Origin of the sequence: Shewanella decolorationis (assembly GCF_004354305.1) — a bacterium.
GTDB lineage: Bacteria > Pseudomonadota > Gammaproteobacteria > Enterobacterales > Shewanellaceae > Shewanella > Shewanella decolorationis.
In genome coordinates this window covers 1296822-1322223 of sequence record NZ_CP037898.1, presented here as the reverse complement: position 1 = coordinate 1322223, position 25402 = coordinate 1296822, and the positions used below count along the sequence as shown (strand labels likewise).

The window sequence follows — 25402 nt, the reverse complement described above, 5'->3', positions numbered from 1 at the left end:
AAACAACTGGAATATGACTATTCTTTCGTCATTCCGTACTTACGCATTTTCTCAACTAAGGTAGTACGGCGAATACCGAGCATTTCGGCGGCGCGCGCAACCACGTTATCCTGCTGTTCTAACGCTTGGCGTATCATATCGATTTCAAGCTCAGCCAACAGATCCTTAAGGTTAACCCCTTCCGGCGGTAACTCGCTTGGGAAACGGGTCTCAGGGATTTCAACCGGCTCTTCACTGGTGAAGATAGATGCCAGCGCATCACGTTCCTGTTGTTCTTCACTGAGCTCGATACTGTATTCAGGCACATCGATATGACGATACTTGATAGGCAAGTCATTCACATCGACTAACCCGCCCGGATATAAAATTGTTAAGCGCTCAACTAGGTTAGACAGTTCACGCACGTTTCCCGACCAAGCGTGTTCTTTTAACGATTCAATCGCCCGTTGAGTAAATCGAACTTTGCCACGGCCTTCGTTATAAACTCGGCTTACCAGCTCTTGCAACAGTAAAGGCACGTCATCTTTTCGATCGCTTAGTGCTGGCATCTCGATCGGAAAGACGTTGAGACGATAATAAAGATCTTCACGGAACTCATTGCTGCTAATCATGCTTTCAAGATCTCTGTGAGTCGCAGCGACAACGCGTACATCGGCGTTAATGGTTTTAGTGCCTCCGACGCGCTCAAAGACACGCTCCTGCAGCACGCGTAGTAATTTGACCTGCATCTGCAAAGGCATATCGCCGATTTCATCGAGAAATAATGTACCACCTTCGGCAAGCTCAAAACGGCCCTTACGTGAGCTAATAGCGCCCGTAAAAGAGCCCTTCTCATGACCAAACAATTCGCTTTCGAGTAGTTCAGGCGGAATCGCACCACAGTTAACTGGAATAAAAGGTCCGTCACGACGTTCAGACAAGTAATGGATATTGCGGGCAACCACTTCCTTACCCGTGCCCGACTGCCCGAGCACCAACACCGTCGCATCAGATGTCGCAACCTGACTGATCAAATGACGAACATTCGCGATGCCTTCACTGCGGCCCACTAAACTACGGAATAATTTGGTTTGATTAGCGCTGGTAGGAACTTGTGGACGTTTGACTTGCCCATAAACCTGACAGAAATGCAGTAGCTCTGTTAATTGTGGGTAATTTAATGGCTCTTCAATTTGCCCAAGGATATTTGCAACCTGTAACTCGCCCACATTGCCAAAAGACAAAATGGGTTGCCACGGGTACTGACTCGCGAGCGACTTTAATTCGTCAACGGACACAGTCTCTGTGCTGATCACCAAAGCGCGATAACGGGTATCTTGGAGGCATGCACTTAATTTTTCGATGGCGATAATTTCGATCTGTTCGCCCAAAAATTCAAAAATGCAACACAAGCGACTTAAGCGCTCTGATGGGGTTCCGACAAGTAAAATTCGTTGATCTGTTTGCATCATTCAGTAGGCCGTAAAGCGCTAATTAGGTATCAATTCGCATTAATTATTTATGATTAGTTGCTGTAAAAGCTTAACAAATTCAATGTAACAATCTGTGCCACCATCACTACTGTGATGAATATTGTATTATCAGCAGTCGAGAAGCAAGCTTCGAATGCGGATTATGCCAAACTGAATTGATTTTAGTTCATTTATGCAGTGATTCTAGCGCTCAAAGTCAATTAATTGACACAAGCCAAAAAAAAGACGCACTGAGTGCGTCTTTTATCACTTTAACCAGAGACGACTAACGAGCTTCCGCGTGAGAGGAAATATTGTGCTTATCGGCAGGAATAGCGTCCCAACCTTCCTTAATTGTCCGTAAAATATCGCACACATCATCAATCGCCTTTACATCATTATTTAAGTTGGCTTCTGAAATTTTGCGCAACATAAAGTCATATAAGTCACTGAGGTTTTTCGCGATTTGACCACCCGCATCCATATTTAAACTATTACTCAATCCGGTAATAATACCGATAGCTTTATTTATATAGATACCTTTATTGACTAAATCGTTTTGTTCGATAGCGTAACGGCTCTGAGCCAAGCGTTGTAATGCTCCAGCAAACATCAGCTGAATAATGCGATGCGGGGAAGCTACAGTAATTTCACTTTCAAGTGAAACCTTACGATATGATTGCAGTGACCCTCTCATAAACACCTACCTATTTGAATCTATAGTCTCATAAACACTGATCTGGCGCTTATTCTTACTGCTCGCATGTAATAATGCTTGCCTGTCAGCCATGAGCAAACTCGCCTTTTTAGAAAAGTCTTGAGTTAATGCAAGCTGACGCTGAAGATAGTTAGCATCCGTCATATTGGCATCAGCGACTAGTACATTGAGTAAAAGTTGACGCTCGTCTACCATACTCTGCAAATTTGAGACCAAGTCGTCGGTTTGAGCATCTTCTGCAGGAATTCGTTTTAACTGTTCTAGCACTTGCTCTAGTGCATTATTGAGCTCATCAAGTTGCTTCACAACACTATTCCTTTTTTCGAAAACTTTTTAGCTCTTTTTAACCGCACCAGGAAGTGAATTCAATCGATCAACTAAACCACTGCTCTGTTGATTCAGTTGTCCAACGACTAAATCCATCGCATTAAATTGTTTGGTTAAACGTGCAGTAAGCTGATCCATTTTCAGGGTGAAAGCTTCTCTTTGGTCTGCCAAACGATTCTGCTGATTAGTAAAACTGGTTTGCCGATCTGCAATCAAGCCCCTAGCCTTAACATAACTATCTGAAAGCTCGTAGAATCGATTGGCAAGACCTTTATCGGGAGTTGCAAATAAAGCTTCAACACCTGACATATTTTCAGTAAGTGCTTTATTGAGTTTTGTATCATCTACTGAGAGTTTTCCATATCGGTCTGTTTTAATACCGATATCATAGAGTGCAATTGAGCCGCCATCCTCAGTGGGTATTCGCTCACTAGAAATACTCCTAAGCTGAGATTCAATAGAGCGGATCATTGAATCACCTTGAAGTGCAGCAGCTGTTTTCTTATCTTTGTCGTAAGAAGACATCTTATCAATTGCTGTCGCTAAGCTATTGTAGGCATCAACAAAGGCTTGTACGTTGGTTTTTACTGCGTCGTTATCTTGCTCAATTTTAATCGTGGTAGTCTTTGCTATATCGGCATCTTTTAAATTCAACGTCACACCGGTAATCGCATTCTTCACCTCATTACTTTGTGAAGTGACCTTTTGATCATCGATATAAAGCACAGCGTTTTTGGCATCTTGCAATGTTGTTGTGTTGCCAGTACCAAACATATCTGTGATACCCGTTCCAGAAGTATCAGTAGCCGTTAGGGTTATTTGATTATCTTCACCTGTTTTATTGGAGCTGAAAACCAAGCGACTACCTGCGTCACTCGTAATGACTGTAGCAGTAACACCAGTGTTATCGGAGGCTTCATTGACTTTTTTAGCAATTGTTGCAAGCGAATCCGTTGCTCCGATATCAACAGAAAAACTTTTGCCATTGATATCAAAACCTAAACTTCCCTCACCTACAGGTAACTTAGGGTCACTAACGTTAGTCCCAGCAATTTTGTGATTGGCTGCAAGTTGTTCAACTTTTATCCCAAAACTACCCGCTTGAGCCGTCTTATCTGCAGTAACACTTATGTAGGTGTCGCTACTCACAGAAATTTTCCGTTGATTTAATGCATCACCAGTTTGAAGTTTCTTAACGGCATCTTGAAACGTAGATAGCGCACTTTTTAAGGTTCCCATTGCAGAAACTTTTGCTTTAATGCTGTCTTCCGTCTTATTAAACATCGCTTCTTTGGGCGCTTTTTCAGCATCAACCAACACTTTTACAATGTTAGTAATGTCTAAACCCGAACCCATACCTGTCGCTGTTAATGCCATACAAACCTCTCACTCATCAACGGATAAATTACAATGTGAGATTTAAGCCTCAGTTTTCATTAGCAGACCTGTCACTTCTGACAGTTTTTCCGCTAGTTTCAGTGCTTCCTCACTCGGCATCTGTCTAATGACATCGCCAGTATCTCTATCCAAGACTGTCACTACTGCTTGCCCTGAGTTTTCATCAACTTTAAATGCAAGCCCTTTACGCATCATTGACATCATATCAGAAAGCTCAGAAGCCACTTGAGTTAACTTTCCGGGATTTTGTTCATTCTCTGCCGCACTTTGCTCTGTAGACTGTTCAACCGCAGATACGGCAGCATCGCGTTTTAATTCAACATCCGCCGTAGGTGCTTTCAGTGGTACTTGAGCCAAATCAACACGGTTTGAAGCCGCCATTGATGTGCTTGCTATATTAATATCCATAGCTATACCTCACCATCTTAAGCATTTGTCTTTAACTGCCTAACAAACACTATAACTTTAATGACCATTTATGTGGCAAAGGGAGATCCGTCTCCGAACCTCCCTTAGAGCCTTATACTTCAGTATGTTATTAAAGTAGTGATAAGGCCACTTGAGGTAATTGGTTAGCTTGTGCCAACATCGCTGAACCTGTTTGTTGTAACACTTGGTTCTTAGTCATTTGCGACGTTTCTTTCGCAAAGTCAACGTCTACAATACGGCTCTTAGCATCAGCAACGTTAGCTTGTGTGTTAGCACTGTTACTGATGTTGTACGCCAAACGGTTTTGCTTAGCACCTAAGTTAGCGCGTTGGTTATCAATGGTTTTAATTGCCGCGTCAATATTCGCTAACGCAGTAGAACGGCCTGCCGAACTTGCTACAGAAAGTGCATTTACTGAAAGCGCTGCAGCGTTAGTCGCAGTTACAGAAATAGTGATATCTTCACCTTCTTGATGGCCTACTTGGAAAGTTTTACCTGCTGAGAAGGTACCATCGAGTAACTTGGTACTACCGAATGCAGTAGTATCGCCGATTGCGGTAATTTCTAACGCAAGTTCGTCAATTTCACTCTGTAATGCCGCTAAGTCATCAGTACTGTTCGCACCGTTTTCTGCTTGAACAGTCAGGTCACGCATACGTTGCAACATGTTAGTTTGCTCTTGCATCGCACCTTCAGAGATCTGGGCGATTGAAATCGCATCGTTGGCGTTACGCATACCCACATCCAAACCACGTACTTGGCTATTTAAGCGGTTAGAAATCGCTAAGCCTGCAGCATCGTCTTTTGCGCTGTTAATACGTAGACCACTGGACAAACGTTCCATTGATGTGGCCAAATTGGTTGCTGAAGAGTTTAAGTTCTTTTGCGCTTTTAAAGATGTAACGTTTGTGTTTACTGTAATGGCCATGATCGTTTCCTCTTTATACCTGGCTTGTCTAAACTTGCCTGTCTACTTAAGCCAGGCGGGTCTTAGTGGTTACAGTATATTTAACGGCCGCACCTTTTTTATCTTTAGAATTATTTTTCAAAAATTTTTATCTATATAAAAAATCTTTTTTTTCATATAGATAAAAATTCCCACTAAAAAACTTTGCCTACTTTTCTAATCTTAGCTAGAAAAAGTAGGCAAAAGTACTCGACAAAAAATACGCTAACTTAAGCTTAGCCCAATAGTGACAACGCCACTTGCGGTAGTTGGTTAGCTTGAGCAAGCATCGCAGAACCCGTTTGTTGCAATACCTGATTCTTAGTCATTACAGAGGTTTCTTTTGCAAAGTCCACATCTACAATACGGCTCTTAGCATCAGCAACGTTCGATTGTGTATTAGCACTGTTACTGATGTTGTACGCCAAACGGTTTTGCTTAGCACCTAAGTTAGCGCGTTGATTATCAATGGTTTTAATTGCCGCATCGATATTAGCTAAGGCAGTAGAACGGCCGCCAGAACTCGCTACAGATAAAGCATTTACAGATAAGCTAGCCGCATTCGTAGTACCCACAGAAATCGTGATATCCTCACCTTCTTGGTGGCCTACTTGGAAAGTTTTACCTGCAGAAAAATCACCTGTCATTAATTTAGTATTACCAAATGCAGTACTATCACCAATTGCAGTAATTTCTAACGCTAATTGATCAATCTCTTTTTGCAACGCGTCCAAGTCGTCAGTGCTATTCGCACCGTTTTCTGCTTGTACGGTCAGGTCACGCATACGCTGCAACATGTTAGTTTGTTCTTGCATCGCACCTTCAGCGATTTGAGCAATAGAAATCGCATCGTTAGCATTACGCATACCCACATCGAGGCCGCGCACTTGGCTGTTTAAACGGTTAGAAATTGCTAAACCAGCCGCGTCATCTTTAGCACTGTTAATACGCAGACCGCTCGATAGACGTTCCATAGAGGTTGCTAAACCACTATTGGAGGTATTTAAATTTTTCTGTGCCTTCATCGAAGTCACGTTTGTATTAACTGTAATAGCCATGTTGAGTTCCTCTTCCTAGTTATACCGCCAAGGCTTGGAGCTTGGCTAAATTTTTAACAATTTATCTTACAGAGGGTTAGGTCTTTGCTTTCTGTTAAATAAAGTCAAACAGGGAAACAGAACCCACCTTACTAAACACGTTAGAGACTGCGTTCAATGCAAGCTGCTGCTTTTCAAATTCCGTAATCGCTGACGCATAATCCAAATCTTCCAGAAGTGATAGTGCTGAAGTATTCACCACTTTCTCCTCTGTATGTGTATCCTTGTAGCGCTCGACGGTTTTCAGATTATTTCCCGCCACACTTCTGGCTGAACTCATCTGATTGACGCCGCTATCGATATTATTCAATAACTGTGCCAACTGAGCTTTTCCTTGGGGAGAATTTGCTGCGTTTGGATCTTCGATCAAAGCGATCGCATTACTGATCGTGTCGAAAATACTAACCTCAGCCTGAGGTTCCATGCTGAAACTATCTCCAGCGCTGGGTTTTCCGTCTATCTTGACCTCAATGCCATTAAAACTCACAGGATTCGTCGCATCGAAGTTAGCAACGTTTGCAACTGGATTATTTGCTGAATCAAGCACCTGTAGATTGACGCCACCAGAACCGTTATCAGAAAAATTAAAGGTATAAGTATCAGCCACATAAGTCGCTTGATCGGCTATTTTGGCTGTATCAACGTTAAATCCACCTTGCTGGCTGGCCAAATAATTGACGCTATAATCACCAAGACCATTAGGCGCTTTCATAAAGGCAAGATCGCCAGGAATATTGGTTCCGATGGCGACACCTGATTGCACTAAGCTATCTCGAACCCCTGAATCGCCGCTATATATGATCTTGGGTGGAGTTGAATTATCAAAAGAGAAAGGTTGTTTATCAGTACTAAACCCTGAGAACAGATAATTACCCGATTCATCTTTGCTATTGGCAATAGAGAGTAATTCTTCAAGACTATCTTTCATCTCATCGGCAATCATTTGCCGCTCTGAGTCAGATAGAGTGCCGTTGACAGCACGCATCAGCTGTTCACGAATAGAACCGGTTAAATCTTCAGCACTGCCCAATTTGCTTTCTGTAACGGCAAGGCGGTTATTGGCATAGTCGATATTCTTCATAAATTGATCGACTAAGGCATTACGTTGATTTAGGTTGTCGATACCTAAAGCCGCGACAGGATCATCCCCTGAGGTATTCACTTTTTTGCCACTGCTGAGTTGTTCAAGTACTTTGCTCGTTGCAGTTTGTTTCTGCAGCACGCTACTAATGCTTTGATTAAAGAGCTGCGCGGTTGATAGTCTCATCGTCACTTCTCCTAACGCACTGAGGTCAATAAAGTGTCAAAAATTTGCTGAGCGGTTGACATGATCCGCGCAGATGCTTGATAAGCCTGTTGGAAACGCATCAGATTGGCCGCTTCTTCATCTAAGTTCACGCCCGATTCGCTCTCTACTCTTGCATAAGCCTGTTGATAAATGGCCTCTGCAGAATCGACTCGCACGCTCGCCGCCTTGGTTTGACTACCAATATCTTGCTTGGTCTGTTCAAACACATCGGCAAGCGTTGATTTACCGCCATTCATCACTTTGGTTTCACTGAGTTTTGCCATTGCCAAGGCGTTAGTGTTATCCCCTTCGGCAAAGGATAAATCGAAGGTAAACTTGTCACCCGCAGCCGCAGCACTGCTATCGACTTCAAAGGTAAAGCCAAATGCACTAATGCTCGGTGGCGTATACGCCGCTGGCGCGCCAAGGGATGTGCCATTGGCATCGAAGGCTTCAAAGGTTGGCGGCACGGCAGTGGTATCTAACTGAATGGTCAATTCGCCACCCGTTACGGGGAAGTTTGCAGCATTACGGTTAGTAATTTGCGTCAACTTAACTTGGGTATTGCCCGAGTTTGCCGCATCAGGTGTAATTTTAGGCGCAGCAGCGGCAATGCCTTTGGGATCTGTCATCACCACTTCAATACCATTCGCCGCTCCAGCTGTTGGGCGAATAGCGAATCGATCCCCAGATGCCATGGCTCCGGCTTTAATATCAATCGAGAATCCCGCGCCGCCTTCAAGCTTAGTGCCGTTTAAAGTCAGTGGCGTGATAGCGCCAGTCTGCGTATCTCTAAGTTCATAGGTCGAAGGTGCGGTGAAAGATAGCTCGTATGAGCCACCCGTTAAGGCGCTGGTATCGTCAATATTGACACCTAAGGTTGCATTGCCTGTATTTCCAGAAAGACTTCCGACACGACCTAGAGACATTAAAGGATCATTGATATCTTTAAAGATATCGGCGCCCACTTGGCCATTAAGATCAATACCCTGCGCTTGTAGCTTATTAAAACTGTCAGCGACGCCTAAGGCTAATTGATCAAGCTCTAAGCTCGCAGGCATTAAGGTTTGGTCACGGTATTCAAACAATGCCCCCAACTGACCACCTAACTTACTCGGATCAGCCTTTACACTTTGTGAGCCAATGGTCGATACCAATTGCAATTCGTTAGGGAAAGGGTCACCCGTTGTCGTATTCATTGACATCGCGATCTCGCCCGAAACCAACATAATAGAGCCACCGAGCATGATGCTCTTGGCGCCATTTTCTAAGGGGATCACATTCACCTGTGCATACTGACTCAGCTCTTGCACGAGCGCGTCTTGCTTATCTAATAAAATCGGATCTTGGTTAGGTGATTTCATCAATTCAAGGTTGAGATTAGCAAGCTCAGTACTGATCTCATTGATGCGCTTAGTCATGCCAGTGATTTGATCATTGGTCTGATTAAGTTGCCCATTCAAGGTCGACTGCATTTGGTTCAAACTGCTCGCCAATTGTTTAGCATCGTTTAAGGTTGAGCTACGAATACCTAAATCTGCGGGTAAATCCGCCAAGCTGTTGAGGCCAGAAAACAAATCGTTCAAGCTCTGTGGTACCACTTTGCCAATTTGGGAGAAAATTTGGTCTAGCTCACTTAGCTTGCCAAAGCTGGCCTCTGCTGCACTCAGAGTCGTTTGGCCAATACGCAACTCGCGCGCAGCGTAATCGTTATAAATACGTTTTACATCAGAGACATAAGTACCAGTACCATAAAAACCATTTCCAAGACGTTGGGAGTCTAAGGTGGTTTGGGTCGCAACTTGTCGGTGATACCCCGCTGTATTGGCGTTGGCGATGTTATTACTGGTCACCCCCAGCTGTGACTGAGATGCGAGTACGCCGGTACGGGCAATATTTAATAGATCGATAGCCATTAGCCGATACTCCCCAATACTAACGTCTTATGAAGAATGATCATTTGTCTTCTCCTGGCAGTATCGACTTCAGCTCTTCGCTGATGGACTGCATGACTTTAATGACTTTTTCAGCATATTTAGGATCGGTGGCATAGCCAGCATCCTGCAATGCACGGATAAACTGAGTCGGTGACGCCGCCACTTTCTTGGCATCTTGATAACGCTCACCGTCAGCGATAAAGGATACGAAATCGTTAAAACTGTGCTCAAAATCAGCATACACACGGAAATCGGCTTTTTGTCTAACGGCAATACCCTGCTCAAATTCCAAGGTACTCACGTTAGCCTTATCACCTTGCCAGCGACGGTCGGCTTTAATATTGAACAGGTTATGGCTAGGCGCGCCATTATTGCCACGGACAATTTTTTGACCCCAACCAGTTTCAAGTGCCGATTGTGCCAATAACACTTCGGGTTTAGTGCCAAGTGCTTTGGCGGCTTTTTCCGCATGGGGATAAAGCGTCGCCAAAAATTCTTCACGGCTACCAAACTTAAGGGTCTTTTGCGTCTCCCTAAATGCCACCGTCGGCAAGATTTGGCCGCTGATCACAGGTTCGATTGGCGATAAGGGTTGTTCTGACCAAGTAGGTTTAGGCGTATTTATGGCCAACAAACGCTCTGGCTTATCGATATCTAAGGAAGACGTCACCCCATTGGGGTTATCCACCTCAATGCTTGGGCGCGCAATCGAGGCTGGTACGCCTTGGGCTGCGACAACTGGCGCAGCAGTGCTTTGAGTTTCAGCTCCCGAGGTTGCTTGAGCTGGAATGTTGAAAGCTTTCGCATCATGTTGCAGCTTCATGCCACCGTCATTACGCAACACGGATGCAGGTGTAAACTGGCTCGACTCGGGGGATAATTGCTGCACCATCATGTCTGCAAGGCCCAGCACACCTTTATCCGATAAATCGACGGATAACTGCTGATCCCGCATTTGCTCATAAAACTTAGTGTATTGGCTGTTGAGTGGGCTGTCGGATTCAAATACTGCGTTAGCATCACGCATGCTCTTCATCAGCATTTGTACAAAAACACCTTCAAATTGTTGGGCGACTTTTTTCAAGGCGCCCTTCTCATCTTTCTGAGCCTGAGCACGCAGGGAATCCAGCCCGCCCAGGTCAAGAAAATGTGATGAACTTGAAAGCTTTTCCATGATTTTCCCGACAGAAATTAGATGATGATAAGTTCACCATGCAAAGCACCTGCCACTTTTAATGCCTCGAGGATAGCAAGCACATCTGACGGGGCTGCTCCCACTAAGTTTACGGCTCGCACTAGCTCATCTAACGTAGTACCAGGATTGAACATAAACATCCTGCGATTACTTTCGGTTGCGTTAATCGTACTATTGCTCGTCACTGTCGTTTGCCCATTAGCTAAGGCATTAGGTTGAGAGACCTGTGTCGCTTCAGCAATGGTCACAGTCAAACCACCATGAGTCACTGCGGCAGGCAATAACTTGACGTTCTGCCCTACCACAATCGTGCCTGTACGCGAATTAACGATTACTTTGGCAGACTCTTCAGCAGGCTCCACTTCGATATTCTCGAGCGTGGCTAAAAAAGATACCCGTTGTGATACATCCCTTGGCGCACTGACCTGAATCGACGTTGCATCCAATGGCCGCGCCATATCAGGGCCAAGCAGATCATTAATCGCATCGGCCAAGCGCTGCGCGGTAGAAAAATCAGCACGGCGTAAGTTGAACGTCAAATAATCGCCAGTTGAAAATGGTGTTGCTACGCTACGTTCAACAATCGCGCCGTTAGGAATACGACCCACGGTTGGCGTGTTTTGAATAACTTTAGAACCATCCAAACCATCGGCACTAAAGCCGCTGACCACTAAGCTGCCTTGGGCAATAGCGTACACATTGCCGTCGACACCTTTAAGGAAAGTCTGCAATAGCGTGCCGCCGCGCAAGCTTTTCGCTTCACCAAGGCTTGAAACGGTGACATCCAATTCTTGGCCAGGCTTGATAAAGGCTGGCATATCCGCATGCACAGCCACCACAGCCACGTTTTTTATCTTGGGTCTAAAATTTTCAGGCAAATTAATGCCGAAATTTTTAAGCATGGTGGTGAATGTTTGTTCAGTGTAATTGGTTTTTTCGCCCGTACCGGGTAAACCCACTACCAAGCCGTAACCAATCAATTGGTTACTCCGCACCCCTTGCACATTGGCAATATCTTTAATGCGTTCAGCTTGGCTAGGCATAGAAAATGCGAGCATGGCTACGGCTAAAATAAGTTTTAATTTCATGATACGACTCCTTAGAAGGGCCACCAATCGCTCATAAAGAACTGGCTTAACCAACCCACTTTTTGGGCATCAGCAAAGGTGCCTGTACCGCTATACTGAATACGCGCATTGGCCATACGGGTTGAATCGATTGTGTTATCAGGCTTGATATCCTGTGAACGAACGATCCCCGTTACACGAATAAACTCATCACCATTGTTAATCGATATCCACTTTTCACCACGTACAACTAAATTGCCGTTATTGAGCACTTGCATCACGTTGGCAGAAATACTGCCATCTAAGCTGTTACTTTGATCAGCATCGGATTCTCGCTTAGTGTTCATACTGTCTTTGTAACGTAGGTCGAGGGGAATCCCCCCCACTGATACATTACTGCCACCAGCATAGATGGGATCTAAAGTCATATCAGAACCTTTTTTGATCTGATTACCCGCGCTCTTTTTTGCCTGAGTCGCTTCCTTCAACACGATTGTGATGATGTCTCCCACTTTGTGAGCACGAATATCCGAATAGAGACTGGCCGCTTGGCTATCTTGGTAAATTGACCCTGTCGCGGCAATTTTGGTTGGTGGCGCTTCGGGATAAACCGGCGCATAGAAGGGATCATCTGCAATCGGCTTCTTGGGGGTAGAACTACACGCCGTAAGCAAGAGCGCAGCGGCCAAAATAATATATCTAGCCATGATAATGTGCCTCTATAGATTCTGATTCACATAAGCCAGCATTTGGTCGACCGCCGAAATGACTTTAGAGTTCATCTCGTAGATCCGCTGACTTTCAATTAGATTCACCAGCTCTTCGGTCACGTTTACGTTAGAGGTTTCTAACGCGCCTTGACGAATCGCCCCCATACCATCGAGTGATGCAGTGCCTTGGATAGGCGTGCCACTGGCACCGGTTTCGGTGTACAGGTTTTGTCCCATAGGGTCTAAACCCGATGGGTTAATAAAATCAGACATACTGAGCTGACCCACAACTTGGTTATCAGCAGTTCCAGGTATTTTTACCGACACCTCACCTTCGGCAGATACGGTAATACTTGTCGCATCAGGTGGAATGGTGATAGCAGGTTGTAGCACATAGCCAGAGCCAGGCGTGACAATTTGCCCAGTATCATCCAAGGTAAATTGGCCGTTACGAGTATAAGCCGCGGTACCATCAGGGAGTTGTACCTCGAAAAAACCAGGGCCCTCGATCATCAGATCGAGTGAGTTATCGGTAGTTAACATATTGCCTTGGGTAAACATCTTTTGAGTAGCAACCACTTTGGTACCCGCACCGATATTTAAACCGTTTGGCAACTTAGTGTTTGAGGCACTAATGCCCCCCGCTTGGTTAACGGTTTGATAGAGTAAGTCTTCAAAGACGGCGCGACTCTTTTTGTAGCCGACAGTACTGGCGTTAGCGACGTTGTTTGAAATCACCGCAATATCGGTTTGCTGTGCGTCTAAGCCAGTTTTACTAATCCATAAGGCTGGATGCATAATTTATCTCCTAACTAATCCGCATTAACGAAGATGATGCGCGGTCGTTTTCTTCCGCGGTTTTCATCATTTTCACTTGCAATTCAAATTGTCGCTGTAAATCAATTAAGGACACCATCTCATCCACTGGATTGACGTTACTGCCCTCTACTGCGCCACTTTCAACAAACACGCTCGGATCGGCTGGCGCTGGATTTCCCGAGGTCAAACGGAATAACCCATCCTCCCCGCGCAGCATTTGGGCGTTACCAGGATTGACCAGCTTTAATCGTCCCACCTCTTCGATCACTTCCGCTGTCGCGCCCTGAGGGCGTACAGAGATAATGCCATCCTGCGAAATAGTGACTTTTTCAATAGGCAGCGGTAACACAATCGGCCCCGCATCCCCCATCACGGGATTACCACGGTCGTTATGTAACAAACCCGTCGAGTCAAAACTTAAGCTGCCGGAACGGGTATAAGCTTCACTGCCATCTTGCGCCTGAACAGCAAACCAACCATCTCCTTTAATAGCAACGTCAAGATCACGTCCAGTACTTTTGATTGGACCTGCACGAAAATTGGCAGAGGGAGTTTCAACCATGGCAAATACCCTCGATGGCAATCCTTCACCAAAGGCTTGCATCGATCTGGCTTGTGCCATATCCGACTTAAATCCATCGGTATTGGCGTTAGCTAAGTTGTTGGCGCGCAAAGCCAACTCATTCATGTTTTGCTTAGCTCCGCTCATGGATATGTAGAGGAATTTGTCCACAGACTGCTCCGTCAAATTTTCAACCTGACAATAGCAAAGCAAGCATCATGCCAATAAAAACATATGCTAATTAACTGATAAATTGAGAGAAGATAATGAAGAAATCGCTATGGCGCCTAAAGAGGCTAAGAGTTGCCGCAGGCGGCAACTCTTAGAAAGGGAACAATCAACTTAACGAATCTGCAAAACAGTTTGCTGCAGTGTGTTGTTTACTTCTAGGGTACGAGAGTTAGCTTGGAAGTTACGTTGTGCCGAAATCAAATCGACTAGCTCAGTCGTTAAGTCAATGTTAGATTGCTCTAACGCTGAAGAACTTAAGCTTCCAAATGTGCCGCTATTAGGTTCACCAGCTAGTGCAGGACCTGACGATAAACTCGCCTTCCATGAGGTATTACCTACCTGAGTTAAACCTTGCTCGTTAGCAAAACGAACTAAGGCAACGCGGGCTAATGGCACAGTTGAACCATTCGAGTAACTGGCGGTGATCAAACCATCTTCGCCAATTTCAACATTCGTTAAACGTCCAACGGTAGTTCCGTCTTGTGACAATTCAGTAGCGGCAAAGGGGGCAGAATATTGTGTTGGCGCATTGAACTTGATATTAACGGCTTGCGTACCATCCGCGCCAGGACCTAACACCCCTGCGCCACCCACACCAAGCACTTCAGTCGTCACGGCGGCAGGATCACTACCGGTATACACACCGACCGAATTAAACTTCAGAACAGATCCCTTCCAGCCACCAGCAGTTTGCGCAGTCCCTGTTGCATCGGGAGTGCCGTCACCATTGGTATCAGTCTGATAGGTTCCCGCTGGGCCAGAAATATCAACTTGTTTACCATCAATTGCATAATAAGCGACCCAATTGTTTTCGCCATTGTAAGAACCATTGTTTGGCTTCACAAAGTAGGTGGTCATAATATGTGGCTCACCCAGCGAATCATAAATTGTCATTGAAGTAACGCTGTTATAGGTTTTCGAGTCTAGAGGGTCGAATGCTGCCGGATCGAGTGAACCATCTTTGGCATTAAGATTCATCTGTAAGGTAACGTTTTCAGTCTGAACAGGACTACCCGCAGTGTCTGGAATTTGTACTGGTTTAGCTGTAGTTAAACTTACTGATGTCGAGTTACCATCTTTGTCCACTGGGAAGGTTTGCAAATAATTTCCAGCAGAGTCAACCATGTAGTTATTTTTGTCGACTTTAAATGCACCCGCACGGGTAAACTGGTGATCTAAGGTGCCGATTTCTGAAGCGGTCACAAAAAAGCCACCACCCTTAATCGCCAAGTCCAAAGAGTTATTAGTTAGCTGCAAACTACCTTGATGGAATTGCTGCGCGACTTGGCTTGTTGCGACACCGCCACCCACAGCCGTTTTTGAGTTTGAGAAAATTGAATTAGCGTAAACATCCGCAAATTCAGCACGCGACTCTTTAAAACCAATGGTATTCGCATTGGCAATGTTGTTCGCCGTAGTGTTTAAATCCTTCTGCGCAGCCGAAATGCCACTCAATGCAATGTTAAACGACATAATTCACCTCTACTTTTGCTCAATTCTATAGTGGACAAGTTGCGTCCATTTACCATCTTGAAAACCATTAAACTTCCGTGATCGCAAGCACATCCGACAACTTAAAGGCCATTCCACCTTTAAGGTTTAAAATGGCACCTGTCGCTGCAGTACCTAAAGAAACACTGGTAACATGCCCATAGGTTGATACAGCTAACGCTTGCGATTTATCATTCACCAAACCCGATGCTTTAATGGAGTAATTGCCTGCAGCAACAGGTTCCCCTTTATCGTTCAAACCATCCCACTTGACATCAGTGTTACCGCCCTTACTACCATCGACAGTAAATGTTCTGACCACTTGCCCTTTCTCATCTTCGATTCGAATGTTGATGACGGGAATTTTTTCCGAAGTACTGATTACGCCATTCAAACCAGGACTTTCTGCAGAGATATACCCAGTATCCGTCGGTAATAACACCTTACGTCCGACTAATCCGGATGCTTGTAATGCTTGGCTCGATGTCATCACACTGTTTAAATTAACAATTTGATCATTGAGCTTAGAAATACCATCAACGGTAGAAAACGATGCCATTTGCGCAATCATCTGATCGTTATCGACGGGCTTAAACGGATCCTGCATCGATAACTGCTGACTGAGTAATGAGAAAAAATCTTCTTGAGTCAGCTGTTGGCTCTTAGCGTCAGGCACTGCAGACTTGCTAGGTAAACGCAATCCATCCAAAAATGGGTTGCCTGTAGAGCTAGTCGAAGTTGTAGAGGAATTAGTCGCTACTGTATTCGATTGAGTTTTTGTTTGAGCTACTTGCGACGAAGTTTGGCTCAATTGGTTAATGAGGCTCACAACTTACCTCCTAAATAACACATATTATTTACCCATCCCAAGTGTCTGTTGCAGCATAGATTTTGCAGCTTCAGCCACTTGAACATTCATCTGATATGAGCGAGAGGCAGAAATCATATCCGCCATTTCTTCCATGACGTTTACATTTGGTTTGTAAATAAAGCCATCGGCATCCGCCATCGGGTGATCAGGCGAATACTCTTTTAATAGGGGTTTATCACTCTCGACAATTCCCTTCACAGTGACACCTTGGGCAGCTTGCTGCTGGCTCTGTGCTTTCGCCATCTCCGCCTCGAAAATCGGGTGGCGTGAACGGTAGGTTTTATCGATACTACTAGAAACGGAATCGGCGTTAGCAATATTACTCGCCGTGGTATTTAGCCGCACAGATTGGGCCGACATGCCCGACCCCGCAACATCGAAGATATTAAATAAACTCATAATTAATCCCCTCTCAGCGCTTTTTTCATGCCACTAAATTTACTGTCTAAAAAACCTAGAGACATTTGATATTCAAGGGCATTCTGCATAAATGCTGACTGTTCTTGTTGGACATCGACGGTGTTACCATCCCCTGTATCAGGCTGGTTTGGCACTCGAAATTTGACGTACTGCCCCGACAATTGAGACAAACCAAAATGCTGCTCATTGCCCACCATCTCTAGGCTATTACGCTGCTGTTGCTGGGATTTCGCCACATTTAATGCCGCAGAAAAATCGACGTCACGAGCTTTATAATGTGGCGTATCGGCGTTTGCGATATTGCTTGAAATAACTTCGGCACGCTCGGCGCGTATCCCCAACGTAAATTGGTGAACCCCTAGGGCCTTATCAAAACTAATCGCCATAAAATTGCCTCCATCGTGTCTCTCACGGAAGTAAAGCAATTCATGTGCCAATAAACTGATATCAGGGAAGAAAGTATTGGAGGGATATTGCTGGCAAAAAAATTACCGACACTTATCGGCAATTTTCATTAATTATCAATAGATTAAGTTTTCTTTTGATAATAAATACCAGGATTGCAACGCACCATATCGAACTCGTCGGTCAAACCAGCTATCGATTCAGAAGCGCCTAAAAAGAGGATACCTTTAGGATTTAACGCGGCAGCAAATTGCCGCAAAATTTTTGCTTTTGCCTCAGGGGCAAAATAGATCAGCACATTTCGGCAGAAAATAATGTCGAACTTGCCCAGCAAAGTGTAACTCTCAAGCAGATTATGAGCTCGAAAATTCACCAAGCGCTTAACGTTGTCCTTTACCCGCATGTTGCCGGAGGGCAATGCATCAAAAAACTGGCGCTTACGTTCCTCCGATAAGCCACGAGCCAAAGCTAAGCTATCGTATTCAGCATTCTTACAACGCTCCAACATCGAAGGCGATAAATCCGTCGCTTGAATCGAAGCTCCACCAGGCAATGCACCCGGTTTTTTCTGTTGATATTCTAAGATAGTCATTGCCAAAGAATAAGGCTCTTGACCTGATGAACAGGCTGCTGACCATATCTTTAATGGCCTGCCTAATTTACTGTATTCAGGCAGTAACACATTATTTAGCAATTCAAATGGATAGCGATCTCTGAACCACAGCGTTTCATTCGTTGTCATCGCATCGATAACTTCAGCCCTGAGCGCACGCTCCGTGGGTTTCATCGAATGTTTAACCACATCAGATAATGATGGTAGGTTATATTTCCCCATTAATGGCGCAAGACGGCTTCGTACTAGGTATTGTTTATTTTCACCCAATACAATTCCGCTATGTTGTTCTAGGAACAACCTAAATTGATTATATTCAGCTTCAGCGAGTGATTTATCAGGCACATTCACGTCCTAGATCCTATAGCAAGCACCACAATAAGTGCACAACAATCATGTAATAAGGGCTAGATTATAGCGTAAAGCTCCACTAGGCACTAACCCACACTCTCACTACAAACTTAAATGCTTGTTTACTGCCGCAGCTAATTCATCAGGATTGAATTTCGCGATAAAGTCATTAGCGCCCACTTTTTGTACCATGGCTTGGTTAAAGACACCACTTAACGAAGTATGTAGCACAACCTTGATATGCTTGAGTTTTGGATCATCTCGGATCTCAGCAGTTAAGGTGTAACCATCCATTTCTGGCATTTCAATATCTGAGATAATCAGCGGGATTTCTTCAGCAACATTATTCATTTCGCCAGCAATCGCTTTGAGTTTATCAAGCGCTTCACGGCCATCTTTTGCCGTATCTATCTGTAGATTTAACGACTCTAAGGCACGAATAATTTGCTTACGAGCAACCGCTGAATCATCAATCACCATAATATGGTAATGCTGGCTTCTGTCGATAGTAAGCTGATCATTCACTTCTTCACTGATCGCTGTTTTGACTGGAGAAATCTCATCTAGGATCTTTTCCACGTCCAAGATTTCAACCAGCTCGCCTTCGATTTCAGTAACCGCCGTTAAATAAGAGTAACGCCCCGCACCTTGTGGCGGTGGCATAATGGCTTCCCAGTTCATATTGATGATGCGCTCAACCGAACTGACTAAAAAGCCCTGCACACTTCGGTTGTATTCCGAAATGATAATAAAGCAATTTTCCGTACTTGCTAAAGGACGTCCACCAGTAGCCGCACTCAGATCGATGACCGAAATAGTGGTGCCACGTATATGGGCAACCCCTTTGACATAGGGATTAAGTTTAGGCAAGGTCGTTAATGGCGGACATTGCAAAACTTCTTTGACTTTGAATACGTTTATCCCAAACCGTTGACGACCATTCAACTTAAATAGCAACAGTTCTAGCCGGTTTTGACCTACGAGTTGGGTTCGTTTGTTGACTGAATCAAGAATACTCGACATAACTCTGCCTTGTTGTTCTGTTTATGTACGGCCCTAAAACTCGTTTGAGTATAGGCATATTAATTGCTTACGTCTTGTTATAGATAAACATAGTTGAAACTGAGTCAAACTTCTGACATTCAACAACCAAGTTAACGGCAATGAACAGTTTCACGCTTGATAAAAGTATAGGTGCATTCTGGCGTTACAAGCTAGTCTCTTCATTATGAAAGTAAATTTAGTCTATTTTTTGAGTGTTTTCGCATTTTTTATCTCCACGGCATCAAACGCTGCTCCCGTGGCACCTAGCATATCGGCGATATCCGAATTAGCTAAAGCCCTTATTAATGAAAAGATTTCAGTACCAGCAAACGCTAAGGTTGAGATCCTGCCACAAACAATAGATAACCGTTTGCTCCCATCCCAATGCTCGTCTCCCATTCATGTAGAGCTGGCTTCAGAACGTGAAATCAGTCGTAACAACACGATAAAAGTCAGTTGTGACACTCCCGATCTTTCCTATCCATGGCAAATCTTTATGTCGGTCCGTGTTGATATACTCTTTCCTGTTGTCGTGGCGAGTGAAACTCTCGCGCCAGGCGAGTTAATCAATCCTACACAGCTAGAAATTCGCTACGTCGACCAAAATAGTTTACGTGGTATGCAATTTAACGACATTAATCAACTTTCGGGTGTGCGTGTAAAGCGGCGCGTTGCCAAAAATTATCCTATTTTTGCCAACAACCTTTGCTTTGTTTGTAAAAATGATGCGGTATCGATTTATGTTCGTTCCAACAATTTTGTTCTTAAAACCCTAGGCGAAGCACTGCAAGATGGTAATATTGGCGACCAAATTAGAGTCAAAAATAGCAGCTCAAACAAGGAACTAGATGCTATAGTTACAGCCATTGGCGAAGTAGAAGTTAGAATGTAAAATAAGCTAAAGCTTTTCGATGAGCTGCCGATACCCCAGTTAAGAAATCCCGTATACACGACGCTGGAGCCTAAAATGGCAATTGATATTAGCAAATTTAACGCCGGAGCGGCCGCGCAAGTCCGTTCAAACAATACCAAAAAGAGCAGCGAAAGCGACCAGTCGACTCAAGTTGCAGCTAAGCCGACTCAACAAAAAGGTGACTCTGTTGTCATTACGGCTCAAGCTCAACAGTTACAGGGAGCTCAAACCAAAATGGCCAGCCTGCCTGAAGTCGATCAAAAGAAAGTGGCTGAAATTAAACAAGCCATTGCCGAAGGTCGCTATAAAATTGACCCCGAAAAGTTGGCTGCTAACATTGCCAGCTTCGAAGCTGAATTGAACGATCTTAATAAAGAGTAACTATGACAGAAATAGCTAAACTGGTAGATCAACAACACGCCCATTTGGCTGTTCTTAAACAAATTATTCTTAAGGAAAAAGGCGCTTTGGTTGACCAAAACGCCGATTTGCTTTTATCGCTTGCGGAGCAAAAATCGAAATGTCTGCAAGAGCTTAAAGCGAACGATGACTTGCTGGCTAATCACAGCGATAAATCTTTACTCACAGAGCAAATCGAACTGTCCCATAAATTGGCTGCAGCGAAAGAAGCGCTTGCCGAATGCAAAGAGCTAAATGCTCAAAATGCCAGTTTAATCGAAATGAATCTTGCAAGTTTGAATCGCTTTGCTCAAGCCTTACAGGCGAGTAGAAATGCCACTACACTGACATATAACGATAAAGGCAAAACCTCGACTTTTTCGAGCTTAGGTAATGATTTAAAAGCGTAAGTAAAGCGTCATATAAACGGGTACAAACAAAAGCCGCGCTACTTTGTGCGGCTTTTGTTTATCTGTACATCAACGAAGAGGAGCACTATGCGCTACACCTAGAAATAGGTAACATCTTTAATTCTTTGCGGCCGAATCTGCTGCTGATAAATCTGCCATACCTTAGCAAAATCAAGTTCTAACTCAGTCACATAGTGATCCCCTGCTGGATAGCTTTTCACCACTCGAGCCCCGCGGATAACCCCTGTCACAGAAGCTTTAACATTGTCATCTGTCAGCATCCAATCACTGACACTGCTATTAGCGGTGATCTTCTGTCCATACACTTGTTCCGCCAGTTCACGGTAGGCCACAATTTTTGAGGCTTGCATCGCCATTAAGACTCGTTGAGATTGTTCTTTGGCAGGTTGAGTCGCTAGCGGGGCATAACCTATTGCCGTGAGTTTAGGAAAACTACTTGGCGGCACATCTTCCCACTGCACATATTTATCTTTCGCCGCACATCCGGTTAGCAGAAGTGCTGCAGCTATTAATAAGTAGCGTTTCATTTTCCATCTCCTAGTACTCGCACTTCATTCATACCTGGGCTCGACTGGCGGTATAAAATCCCATCCTGAGAGATAACTTGTTCCGAGGGCTGCATGTAATTGCTCAATTCTTTTTGGGTAACAAAAGTCTGTGATGCTGAAACTACACGGTTGTTACTTAGGGTAACAATCCGTGTATTGATAGCCATACCATTGGTTGTTGGACTCATAGTAGAGACAACAATATGGTCGACGGGTAAGTTAGTAGATAATCTTTGCCAGTCACGCGTCAAAATAAAATCACCATCAGGGGTAACACTGAGGCCATCAGCTAAATTCAGATCCACTACATTAAATTGAAAACTGTGTAATGATGTTATGAGCCCTTGTTGCAGCTGCTGCGCAAGTGCATTAGTCCCTTTTAGATCACCAACTAACACAGGCGTTGCAACAACAATAGGTTGATCTGAACGCAACGCATCATTTTGTTTAACAAGCTCTGTCACTATACGCTGGGATAAATGGTTGATCACCGCCGTCGGCGGCAAACCATTGCCATCGACTAGGCTAGGTTTGGGCGGTACAACGGATTTCGTCGTACAACCTACCAGCACCACAAGTGCCAGAGGAATAAATGCACGCTTCAGCATTGGAATAACCTCATCGTCTAAATCAATGCGACTCACATAAAGTCGCAGCCTTTGGCGTAAATCAAGCAAATATTAGACCAAGTCAAAATATTGCTTGGCATAAGCTACTCAGATTATCGACAAGTCCCGCAATAACTTTATCTACATTACACCAATCGGGCATACAATTTGCTTATGGCTGTATAACTCTGCCATTAAACTGACTGATTTCGCGAAGGGCTTATTAATGAACATACTGAGAAAGAATTTGCTCATAATCGGCAGCCTACTATTACTTACTGCACCAGCAAAAGCCGAGTGGGTTGAAGCGAGTGGCGAAGCAATCATTGCAAATGGCAACATAGCCCAAGCCAGAGAAGAAGCAATCAACCAAGCGGTAAGTTATGCCACCCTCAGCACCGGTATCCAAATCTCTAGTGAGCAGCAAACCACTAACGGTAATCTGACACAAAACAGTTTTGCGATTAATCGTTATGCCCAAGCAATTAGTATTCAATTACTAAGCGAGCGTATTCAAGGCAACAAAATCTATGTTTCACTTAGGCTCGATCTTAATGACGATCCAACTCAACAGTGCCCCACAGGCCAACTGAAAGCCGCTATACTAATTCCTCAGGCACAAATAAAAGACCGGGCACAGTTACGTTACGGACAATTATCGGGATTTGAAGAAGCGATATCCGAAAAGCTCGGTAATAGCATAGATGACTATTCATCAACCGGATTTAGCCATATTCACGCAAAAGAAAGGCTCGATATTGCACAAGAACTGGTTGATATCCGCGGCTATCGACTCCCTAGTTGGCTAAGTGAAATCACCGATAGCCAATATATTTTATTACCCCAAATCATCGACATATCGACAGAGCCTGTGCAATCCACTTTTATGGGTTGGTGGGATGAAGCGCCACTAAGACAATTCCAATTTAAGCTCAGCCTTTATCACGGCATTAGCGGCGAAGAAGTTTGGAGCAAAACCTACAACACTTCGGCACCATGGGAATTTGAAGAACAAGCAATTATTGCTCCTAATAGTGACCGTTTTTGGCGTTCATCCTATGGCAGAAATGTCAGCCAGATAATCCAAGAAGCCACTCGTGATATTGATCGAACGCTCAATTGCCGACCACTATTAGGACAAGTCGTCAGCCGCCAAGGCGATAGAATTATCCTCAACTTAGGGCGAAAACATGGGATCCGTGTTGGAGATAAATTCCAAGTGGTTTTGCAGCGAAACTTACCCGATAGACTTAACGAAATGCGTGCCGTTGCCACGAAAAGCCGAGCAACAGTACAAATTGAACAAGTGAGTGAAGAAAGTGCAACAGCAGTACTCGTTGACCAAAATGCGGCTTACAATGTACAGATAAACGACATCGCGCTTAAGATTTAACCAACTAAATTATAAGCCTTTTAATCAAAGATAAAACCAGTATAATCACAGGCGTCTCTTCATAGCTCAACAGGATAGAGCAGCCGCCTCCTAAGCGGCCGATCGGGGTTCGAGTCCCTGTGGAGAGACCAGATAGTGATGTGGGTAATATCAAAACGAAAGCTTCCGAGGAAACGGAATGACTGAACTATTTGCCACTAATCTGAGTATTATTGCTAAACGCTGGCCAATTGTGGCTGCTGCGATAAAAAGCCAATCAATTGACCATCTTGATGCACACTTAGTCCAAGGCCAAAACCAAACTATCAGTGTTAATGGTATTCAGCTAAGTAGCCGTCATGACCGCATCGCTGAAGCACAGCTGTTTATTAGCACCCTTCCCTCAAATACTCACCAAGTCACGGTTTATGGCGTGGGTATGGGTGATGTACCGAGTCTGTTGATTGAAAATCCGCACTATACTCGCATTGAAGTCTGCATTTTAAATTTGGCTGTATTCGCATTATTGCTTTGTTACACCGATCAGCGGGAATGGCTAAGTCATCCTAATGTAAACTTGAATGAGCAAGCAGGAAAAACTCTAAGTTTTCCTTATATTGCAATCACACCAGAACTCAATTTAGTTAGCAATGAAAATGCTATTATTCGAGATTTAATTGTATATGAGCTGAATCGTAATTATGCTAATCAGCAACACCTTAATAACGACAAAGTTGAGTTTCGATTTAAAAGTAATTCAAAAAATATTGAGAATGACCCAAGCGCAGACTTGCTTATACAATATTATAAGAAACCTCGGTGTCATGTTATAGCCTCTGGCCCAACACTAGAAGATCACTATGATTTTTTGCTAAAACAGCGACAGTTACCAGACAACTCAAGGCCATTAATGATTGCAGCCGATACATCATTAAAAGGGTTAATAAATCATGGCGTCTATCCAGATATTGTTGTTAGTATTGATATAAATATTCGTCTAGACCATATTCCTATTGAGGATACAGAAAATATTTCATTAGTGTATTTTCCAACTATATCACCTGACATTATTAGAGAATGGAAGGGAAATAGATATTGTGCATATTCAAAACATGCAAGATACGATACTCTATCAAACTACCAACCCAAATTGCGCTTATATACTAATGGAAGTGTAATTCACCCTATTATAGATCTAGCAGCTTATTTAGGTGCTTATGAGATATCCATGTTTGGTTGTGACTTTTGTTATGCAAAGAATAAAACTCATGCATTCTGGCCTGATGGTTCTTTGGGACCAAAAATAAATAATGCAAAACATTGGGTCCTTAATGGACGTGGTGATAGAGTGGAAACTGATTTAAACTTTAGAGGATATTTGAGAAGTTTAGAACTCTATATAAAAATTAAACCTAACATAAAGTTTTATCAATCCTCTCTAGATAGCGCCAGAATACTAGGAGCACAGTACAAGGACTTCACAAATGAATGAGAATGTTGAAATACCCATGCTAATAAATGATTTAATAATCACATCAAAACATCTTAGACTAGGGGAAGAAGCTCAAGCATCTAAGCATCTTCGAATGTGTCTTGATAAACTAGAGACTCTTATCAGTACTGATATGGGGAAAAGCAGAATCGCGTCTTTATTACCTCAAATGTTGTCTGCACATGAAAGATCAGATTGGTTATCACTGGCTGATTATCTAGAGTTTGAAATCCCTGATATTCTAACTAACATATCTTAATGGAGCATTT

28 protein-coding genes and 1 tRNA gene are annotated in these 25402 nt (G+C 43.9%); 7 read left to right on the top strand and 22 right to left on the bottom strand.

From position 1 onward, the window contains the following. Window positions 1–17 precede the first annotated feature (17 nt). From EYR25_RS05935 to EYR25_RS05840, 20 genes are all read right to left on the bottom strand, one after another. Window positions 18–1451, bottom strand: coding sequence for a sigma-54 dependent transcriptional regulator (locus EYR25_RS05935; protein ID WP_023267127.1), 1434 nt, complete (start codon window positions 1449–1451; stop codon window positions 18–20). Between the two features lie 286 nt (window positions 1452–1737). After that, window positions 1738–2148, bottom strand: coding sequence for a flagellar export chaperone FliS (gene fliS, locus EYR25_RS05930; RefSeq protein WP_039978131.1), 411 nt, complete (start codon window positions 2146–2148; stop codon window positions 1738–1740). A 6-nt stretch (window positions 2149–2154) separates the two neighbouring features. Next, window positions 2155–2475, bottom strand: a complete 321-nt coding sequence (locus EYR25_RS05925; protein ID WP_133178827.1) for a flagella biosynthesis chaperone for FliD, FliT — start codon at window positions 2473–2475, stop codon at window positions 2155–2157. 27 nt (window positions 2476–2502) lie between these two features. Continuing rightward, on the bottom strand, window positions 2503–3873 hold the full coding sequence (gene fliD, locus EYR25_RS05920; protein WP_133178826.1) for a flagellar filament capping protein FliD: 1371 nt from the start codon (window positions 3871–3873) through the stop codon (window positions 2503–2505). A 42-nt stretch (window positions 3874–3915) separates the two neighbouring features. After that, window positions 3916–4302 (bottom strand): flagellar protein FlaG, encoded by a 387-nt coding sequence (locus tag EYR25_RS05915; protein ID WP_023267123.1) that lies wholly within the window; start codon window positions 4300–4302, stop codon window positions 3916–3918. 130 nt (window positions 4303–4432) lie between these two features. After that, window positions 4433–5251: a flagellin N-terminal helical domain-containing protein gene (locus EYR25_RS05910; protein ID WP_023267122.1), complete on the bottom strand. Its 819-nt coding sequence runs from the start codon at window positions 5249–5251 to the stop codon at window positions 4433–4435. 254 nt (window positions 5252–5505) lie between these two features. Further along, the gene (locus EYR25_RS05905; RefSeq protein WP_133178825.1) at window positions 5506–6327 is read right to left on the bottom strand and encodes a flagellin N-terminal helical domain-containing protein; all 822 of its coding nucleotides are present in this window, start codon (window positions 6325–6327) and stop codon (window positions 5506–5508) included. A 94-nt stretch (window positions 6328–6421) separates the two neighbouring features. Beyond that, on the bottom strand, window positions 6422–7633 hold the full coding sequence (flgL, locus tag EYR25_RS05900) for a flagellar hook-associated protein FlgL (protein ID WP_023267120.1): 1212 nt from the start codon (window positions 7631–7633) through the stop codon (window positions 6422–6424). Window positions 7634–7644: 11 nt separating this feature from the next. Beyond that, window positions 7645–9570: a flagellar hook-associated protein FlgK gene (gene flgK / locus EYR25_RS05895; protein WP_133178824.1), complete on the bottom strand. Its 1926-nt coding sequence runs from the start codon at window positions 9568–9570 to the stop codon at window positions 7645–7647. 40 nt (window positions 9571–9610) lie between these two features. Beyond that, window positions 9611–10765, bottom strand: a complete 1155-nt coding sequence (gene flgJ / locus EYR25_RS05890; RefSeq protein WP_133178823.1) for a flagellar assembly peptidoglycan hydrolase FlgJ — start codon at window positions 10763–10765, stop codon at window positions 9611–9613. 17 nt (window positions 10766–10782) lie between these two features. Beyond that, the gene (locus EYR25_RS05885) at window positions 10783–11874 is read right to left on the bottom strand and encodes a flagellar basal body P-ring protein FlgI (protein ID WP_133178822.1); all 1092 of its coding nucleotides are present in this window, start codon (window positions 11872–11874) and stop codon (window positions 10783–10785) included. An 11-nt stretch (window positions 11875–11885) separates the two neighbouring features. Then, window positions 11886–12560, bottom strand: a complete 675-nt coding sequence (flgH, locus tag EYR25_RS05880) for a flagellar basal body L-ring protein FlgH (RefSeq protein ID WP_023267116.1) — start codon at window positions 12558–12560, stop codon at window positions 11886–11888. Window positions 12561–12572: 12 nt separating this feature from the next. After that, entirely contained in the window at window positions 12573–13361 is a 789-nt protein-coding gene (gene flgG / locus EYR25_RS05875) for a flagellar basal-body rod protein FlgG (RefSeq protein WP_023267115.1), read from the bottom strand. Between the two features lie 10 nt (window positions 13362–13371). Continuing rightward, window positions 13372–14115, bottom strand: coding sequence for a flagellar basal-body rod protein FlgF (gene flgF, locus EYR25_RS05870; protein ID WP_039978130.1), 744 nt, complete (start codon window positions 14113–14115; stop codon window positions 13372–13374). Between the two features lie 171 nt (window positions 14116–14286). Beyond that, entirely contained in the window at window positions 14287–15648 is a 1362-nt protein-coding gene (flgE, locus tag EYR25_RS05865) for a flagellar hook protein FlgE (RefSeq protein WP_023267113.1), read from the bottom strand. Window positions 15649–15715: 67 nt separating this feature from the next. Then, window positions 15716–16495 (bottom strand): flagellar hook assembly protein FlgD, encoded by a 780-nt coding sequence (gene flgD / locus EYR25_RS05860; RefSeq protein ID WP_133178821.1) that lies wholly within the window; start codon window positions 16493–16495, stop codon window positions 15716–15718. Window positions 16496–16519: 24 nt separating this feature from the next. Beyond that, window positions 16520–16936, bottom strand: a complete 417-nt coding sequence (flgC, locus tag EYR25_RS05855; protein ID WP_023267111.1) for a flagellar basal body rod protein FlgC — start codon at window positions 16934–16936, stop codon at window positions 16520–16522. A gap of 2 nt (window positions 16937–16938) precedes the next feature. After that, on the bottom strand, window positions 16939–17343 hold the full coding sequence (flgB, locus tag EYR25_RS05850; protein WP_023267110.1) for a flagellar basal body rod protein FlgB: 405 nt from the start codon (window positions 17341–17343) through the stop codon (window positions 16939–16941). Window positions 17344–17486: 143 nt separating this feature from the next. Beyond that, entirely contained in the window at window positions 17487–18326 is an 840-nt protein-coding gene (locus EYR25_RS05845) for a CheR family methyltransferase (RefSeq protein ID WP_011716394.1), read from the bottom strand. A 102-nt stretch (window positions 18327–18428) separates the two neighbouring features. Further along, entirely contained in the window at window positions 18429–19349 is a 921-nt protein-coding gene (locus tag EYR25_RS05840; RefSeq protein WP_023267109.1) for a chemotaxis protein CheV, read from the bottom strand. 205 nt (window positions 19350–19554) lie between these two features. Between EYR25_RS05840 and flgA the strand changes: the two genes are divergently transcribed. The 3 genes from flgA to EYR25_RS05825 all read left to right on the top strand — a co-directional run bounded on the left by flgA (window position 19555) and on the right by EYR25_RS05825 (window position 21092). Beyond that, window positions 19555–20262, top strand: a complete 708-nt coding sequence (gene flgA, locus EYR25_RS05835; protein ID WP_023267108.1) for a flagellar basal body P-ring formation chaperone FlgA — start codon at window positions 19555–19557, stop codon at window positions 20260–20262. 75 nt (window positions 20263–20337) lie between these two features. After that, window positions 20338–20664, top strand: a complete 327-nt coding sequence (flgM, locus tag EYR25_RS05830) for a flagellar biosynthesis anti-sigma factor FlgM (RefSeq protein ID WP_023267107.1) — start codon at window positions 20338–20340, stop codon at window positions 20662–20664. Window positions 20665–20666: 2 nt separating this feature from the next. After that, on the top strand, window positions 20667–21092 hold the full coding sequence (locus EYR25_RS05825; RefSeq protein ID WP_133178820.1) for a flagella synthesis protein FlgN: 426 nt from the start codon (window positions 20667–20669) through the stop codon (window positions 21090–21092). A gap of 98 nt (window positions 21093–21190) precedes the next feature. On the opposite strand, the gene EYR25_RS05820 is transcribed toward EYR25_RS05825, so the two are convergent. Together EYR25_RS05820 and EYR25_RS05815 are read right to left on the bottom strand one after the other, a co-directional pair. Continuing rightward, complete coding sequence (locus EYR25_RS05820; protein ID WP_133178819.1) at window positions 21191–21640, bottom strand: LPP20 family lipoprotein; 450 nt, start codon at window positions 21638–21640, stop codon at window positions 21191–21193. Further along, window positions 21637–22269 (bottom strand): FlgO family outer membrane protein, encoded by a 633-nt coding sequence (locus EYR25_RS05815; protein WP_133182753.1) that lies wholly within the window; start codon window positions 22267–22269, stop codon window positions 21637–21639. The genes EYR25_RS05820 and EYR25_RS05815 overlap by 4 nt, the downstream gene beginning before the upstream one ends. A 226-nt stretch (window positions 22270–22495) precedes the next feature. On the opposite strand from EYR25_RS05815, the gene EYR25_RS05810 reads away from it, so the two are divergent. The 4 genes from EYR25_RS05810 (at window position 22496) to EYR25_RS05795 (ending at window position 25392) form a co-directional block, all read left to right on the top strand. Beyond that, window positions 22496–23662, top strand: a complete 1167-nt coding sequence (locus EYR25_RS05810; RefSeq protein WP_133178818.1) for a flagellar assembly protein FlgT — start codon at window positions 22496–22498, stop codon at window positions 23660–23662. A 55-nt stretch (window positions 23663–23717) separates the two neighbouring features. Then, window positions 23718–23793 (top strand) — tRNA-Arg (locus tag EYR25_RS05805). Between the two features lie 47 nt (window positions 23794–23840). Next, on the top strand, window positions 23841–25133 hold the full coding sequence (locus EYR25_RS05800; protein WP_133178817.1) for a motility associated factor glycosyltransferase family protein: 1293 nt from the start codon (window positions 23841–23843) through the stop codon (window positions 25131–25133). Further along, window positions 25126–25392 (top strand): hypothetical protein, encoded by a 267-nt coding sequence (locus tag EYR25_RS05795; RefSeq protein WP_243729937.1) that lies wholly within the window; start codon window positions 25126–25128, stop codon window positions 25390–25392. The genes EYR25_RS05800 and EYR25_RS05795 overlap by 8 nt, the downstream gene beginning before the upstream one ends. Window positions 25393–25402 lie beyond the last annotated feature (10 nt).

What these genes read in the sequence shown, in the direction of transcription:
- EYR25_RS05935 (WP_023267127.1), bottom strand. Translation starts at nt 1,451, where the DNA reads ATGATGCAAACAGATCAACGAATTTTACTTGTCGGAACCCCATCAGAG.
- fliS (WP_039978131.1), bottom strand. Translation starts at nt 2,148, where the DNA reads ATGAGAGGGTCACTGCAATCATATCGTAAGGTTTCACTTGAAAGTGAA.
- fliD (WP_133178826.1), bottom strand. Translation starts at nt 3,873, where the DNA reads ATGGCATTAACAGCGACAGGTATGGGTTCGGGTTTAGACATTACTAAC.
- EYR25_RS05915 (WP_023267123.1), bottom strand. Translation starts at nt 4,302, where the DNA reads ATGGATATTAATATAGCAAGCACATCAATGGCGGCTTCAAACCGTGTT.
- EYR25_RS05910 (WP_023267122.1), bottom strand. Translation starts at nt 5,251, where the DNA reads ATGGCCATTACAGTAAACACAAACGTTACATCTTTAAAAGCGCAAAAG.
- EYR25_RS05905 (WP_133178825.1), bottom strand. Translation starts at nt 6,327, where the DNA reads ATGGCTATTACAGTTAATACAAACGTGACTTCGATGAAGGCACAGAAA.
- flgL (WP_023267120.1), bottom strand. Translation starts at nt 7,633, where the DNA reads ATGAGACTATCAACCGCGCAGCTCTTTAATCAAAGCATTAGTAGCGTG.
- flgK (WP_133178824.1), bottom strand. Translation starts at nt 9,570, where the DNA reads ATGGCTATCGATCTATTAAATATTGCCCGTACCGGCGTACTCGCATCT.
- flgJ (WP_133178823.1), bottom strand. Translation starts at nt 10,765, where the DNA reads ATGGAAAAGCTTTCAAGTTCATCACATTTTCTTGACCTGGGCGGGCTG.
- EYR25_RS05885 (WP_133178822.1), bottom strand. Translation starts at nt 11,874, where the DNA reads ATGAAATTAAAACTTATTTTAGCCGTAGCCATGCTCGCATTTTCTATG.
- flgH (WP_023267116.1), bottom strand. Translation starts at nt 12,560, where the DNA reads ATGGCTAGATATATTATTTTGGCCGCTGCGCTCTTGCTTACGGCGTGT.
- flgG (WP_023267115.1), bottom strand. Translation starts at nt 13,361, where the DNA reads ATGCATCCAGCCTTATGGATTAGTAAAACTGGCTTAGACGCACAGCAA.
- flgE (WP_023267113.1), bottom strand. Translation starts at nt 15,648, where the DNA reads ATGTCGTTTAACATTGCATTGAGTGGCATTTCGGCTGCGCAGAAGGAT.
- flgC (WP_023267111.1), bottom strand. Translation starts at nt 16,936, where the DNA reads ATGAGTTTATTTAATATCTTCGATGTTGCGGGGTCGGGCATGTCGGCC.
- flgB (WP_023267110.1), bottom strand. Translation starts at nt 17,343, where the DNA reads ATGGCGATTAGTTTTGATAAGGCCCTAGGGGTTCACCAATTTACGTTG.
- EYR25_RS05840 (WP_023267109.1), bottom strand. Translation starts at nt 19,349, where the DNA reads ATGTCGAGTATTCTTGATTCAGTCAACAAACGAACCCAACTCGTAGGT.
- flgA (WP_023267108.1), top strand. Translation starts at nt 19,555, where the DNA reads ATGAAAGTAAATTTAGTCTATTTTTTGAGTGTTTTCGCATTTTTTATC.
- flgM (WP_023267107.1), top strand. Translation starts at nt 20,338, where the DNA reads ATGGCAATTGATATTAGCAAATTTAACGCCGGAGCGGCCGCGCAAGTC.
- EYR25_RS05825 (WP_133178820.1), top strand. Translation starts at nt 20,667, where the DNA reads ATGACAGAAATAGCTAAACTGGTAGATCAACAACACGCCCATTTGGCT.
- EYR25_RS05820 (WP_133178819.1), bottom strand. Translation starts at nt 21,640, where the DNA reads ATGAAACGCTACTTATTAATAGCTGCAGCACTTCTGCTAACCGGATGT.
- EYR25_RS05815 (WP_133182753.1), bottom strand. Translation starts at nt 22,269, where the DNA reads ATGCTGAAGCGTGCATTTATTCCTCTGGCACTTGTGGTGCTGGTAGGT.
- EYR25_RS05810 (WP_133178818.1), top strand. Translation starts at nt 22,496, where the DNA reads ATGAACATACTGAGAAAGAATTTGCTCATAATCGGCAGCCTACTATTA.
- EYR25_RS05800 (WP_133178817.1), top strand. Translation starts at nt 23,841, where the DNA reads ATGACTGAACTATTTGCCACTAATCTGAGTATTATTGCTAAACGCTGG.
- EYR25_RS05795 (WP_243729937.1), top strand. Translation starts at nt 25,126, where the DNA reads ATGAATGAGAATGTTGAAATACCCATGCTAATAAATGATTTAATAATC.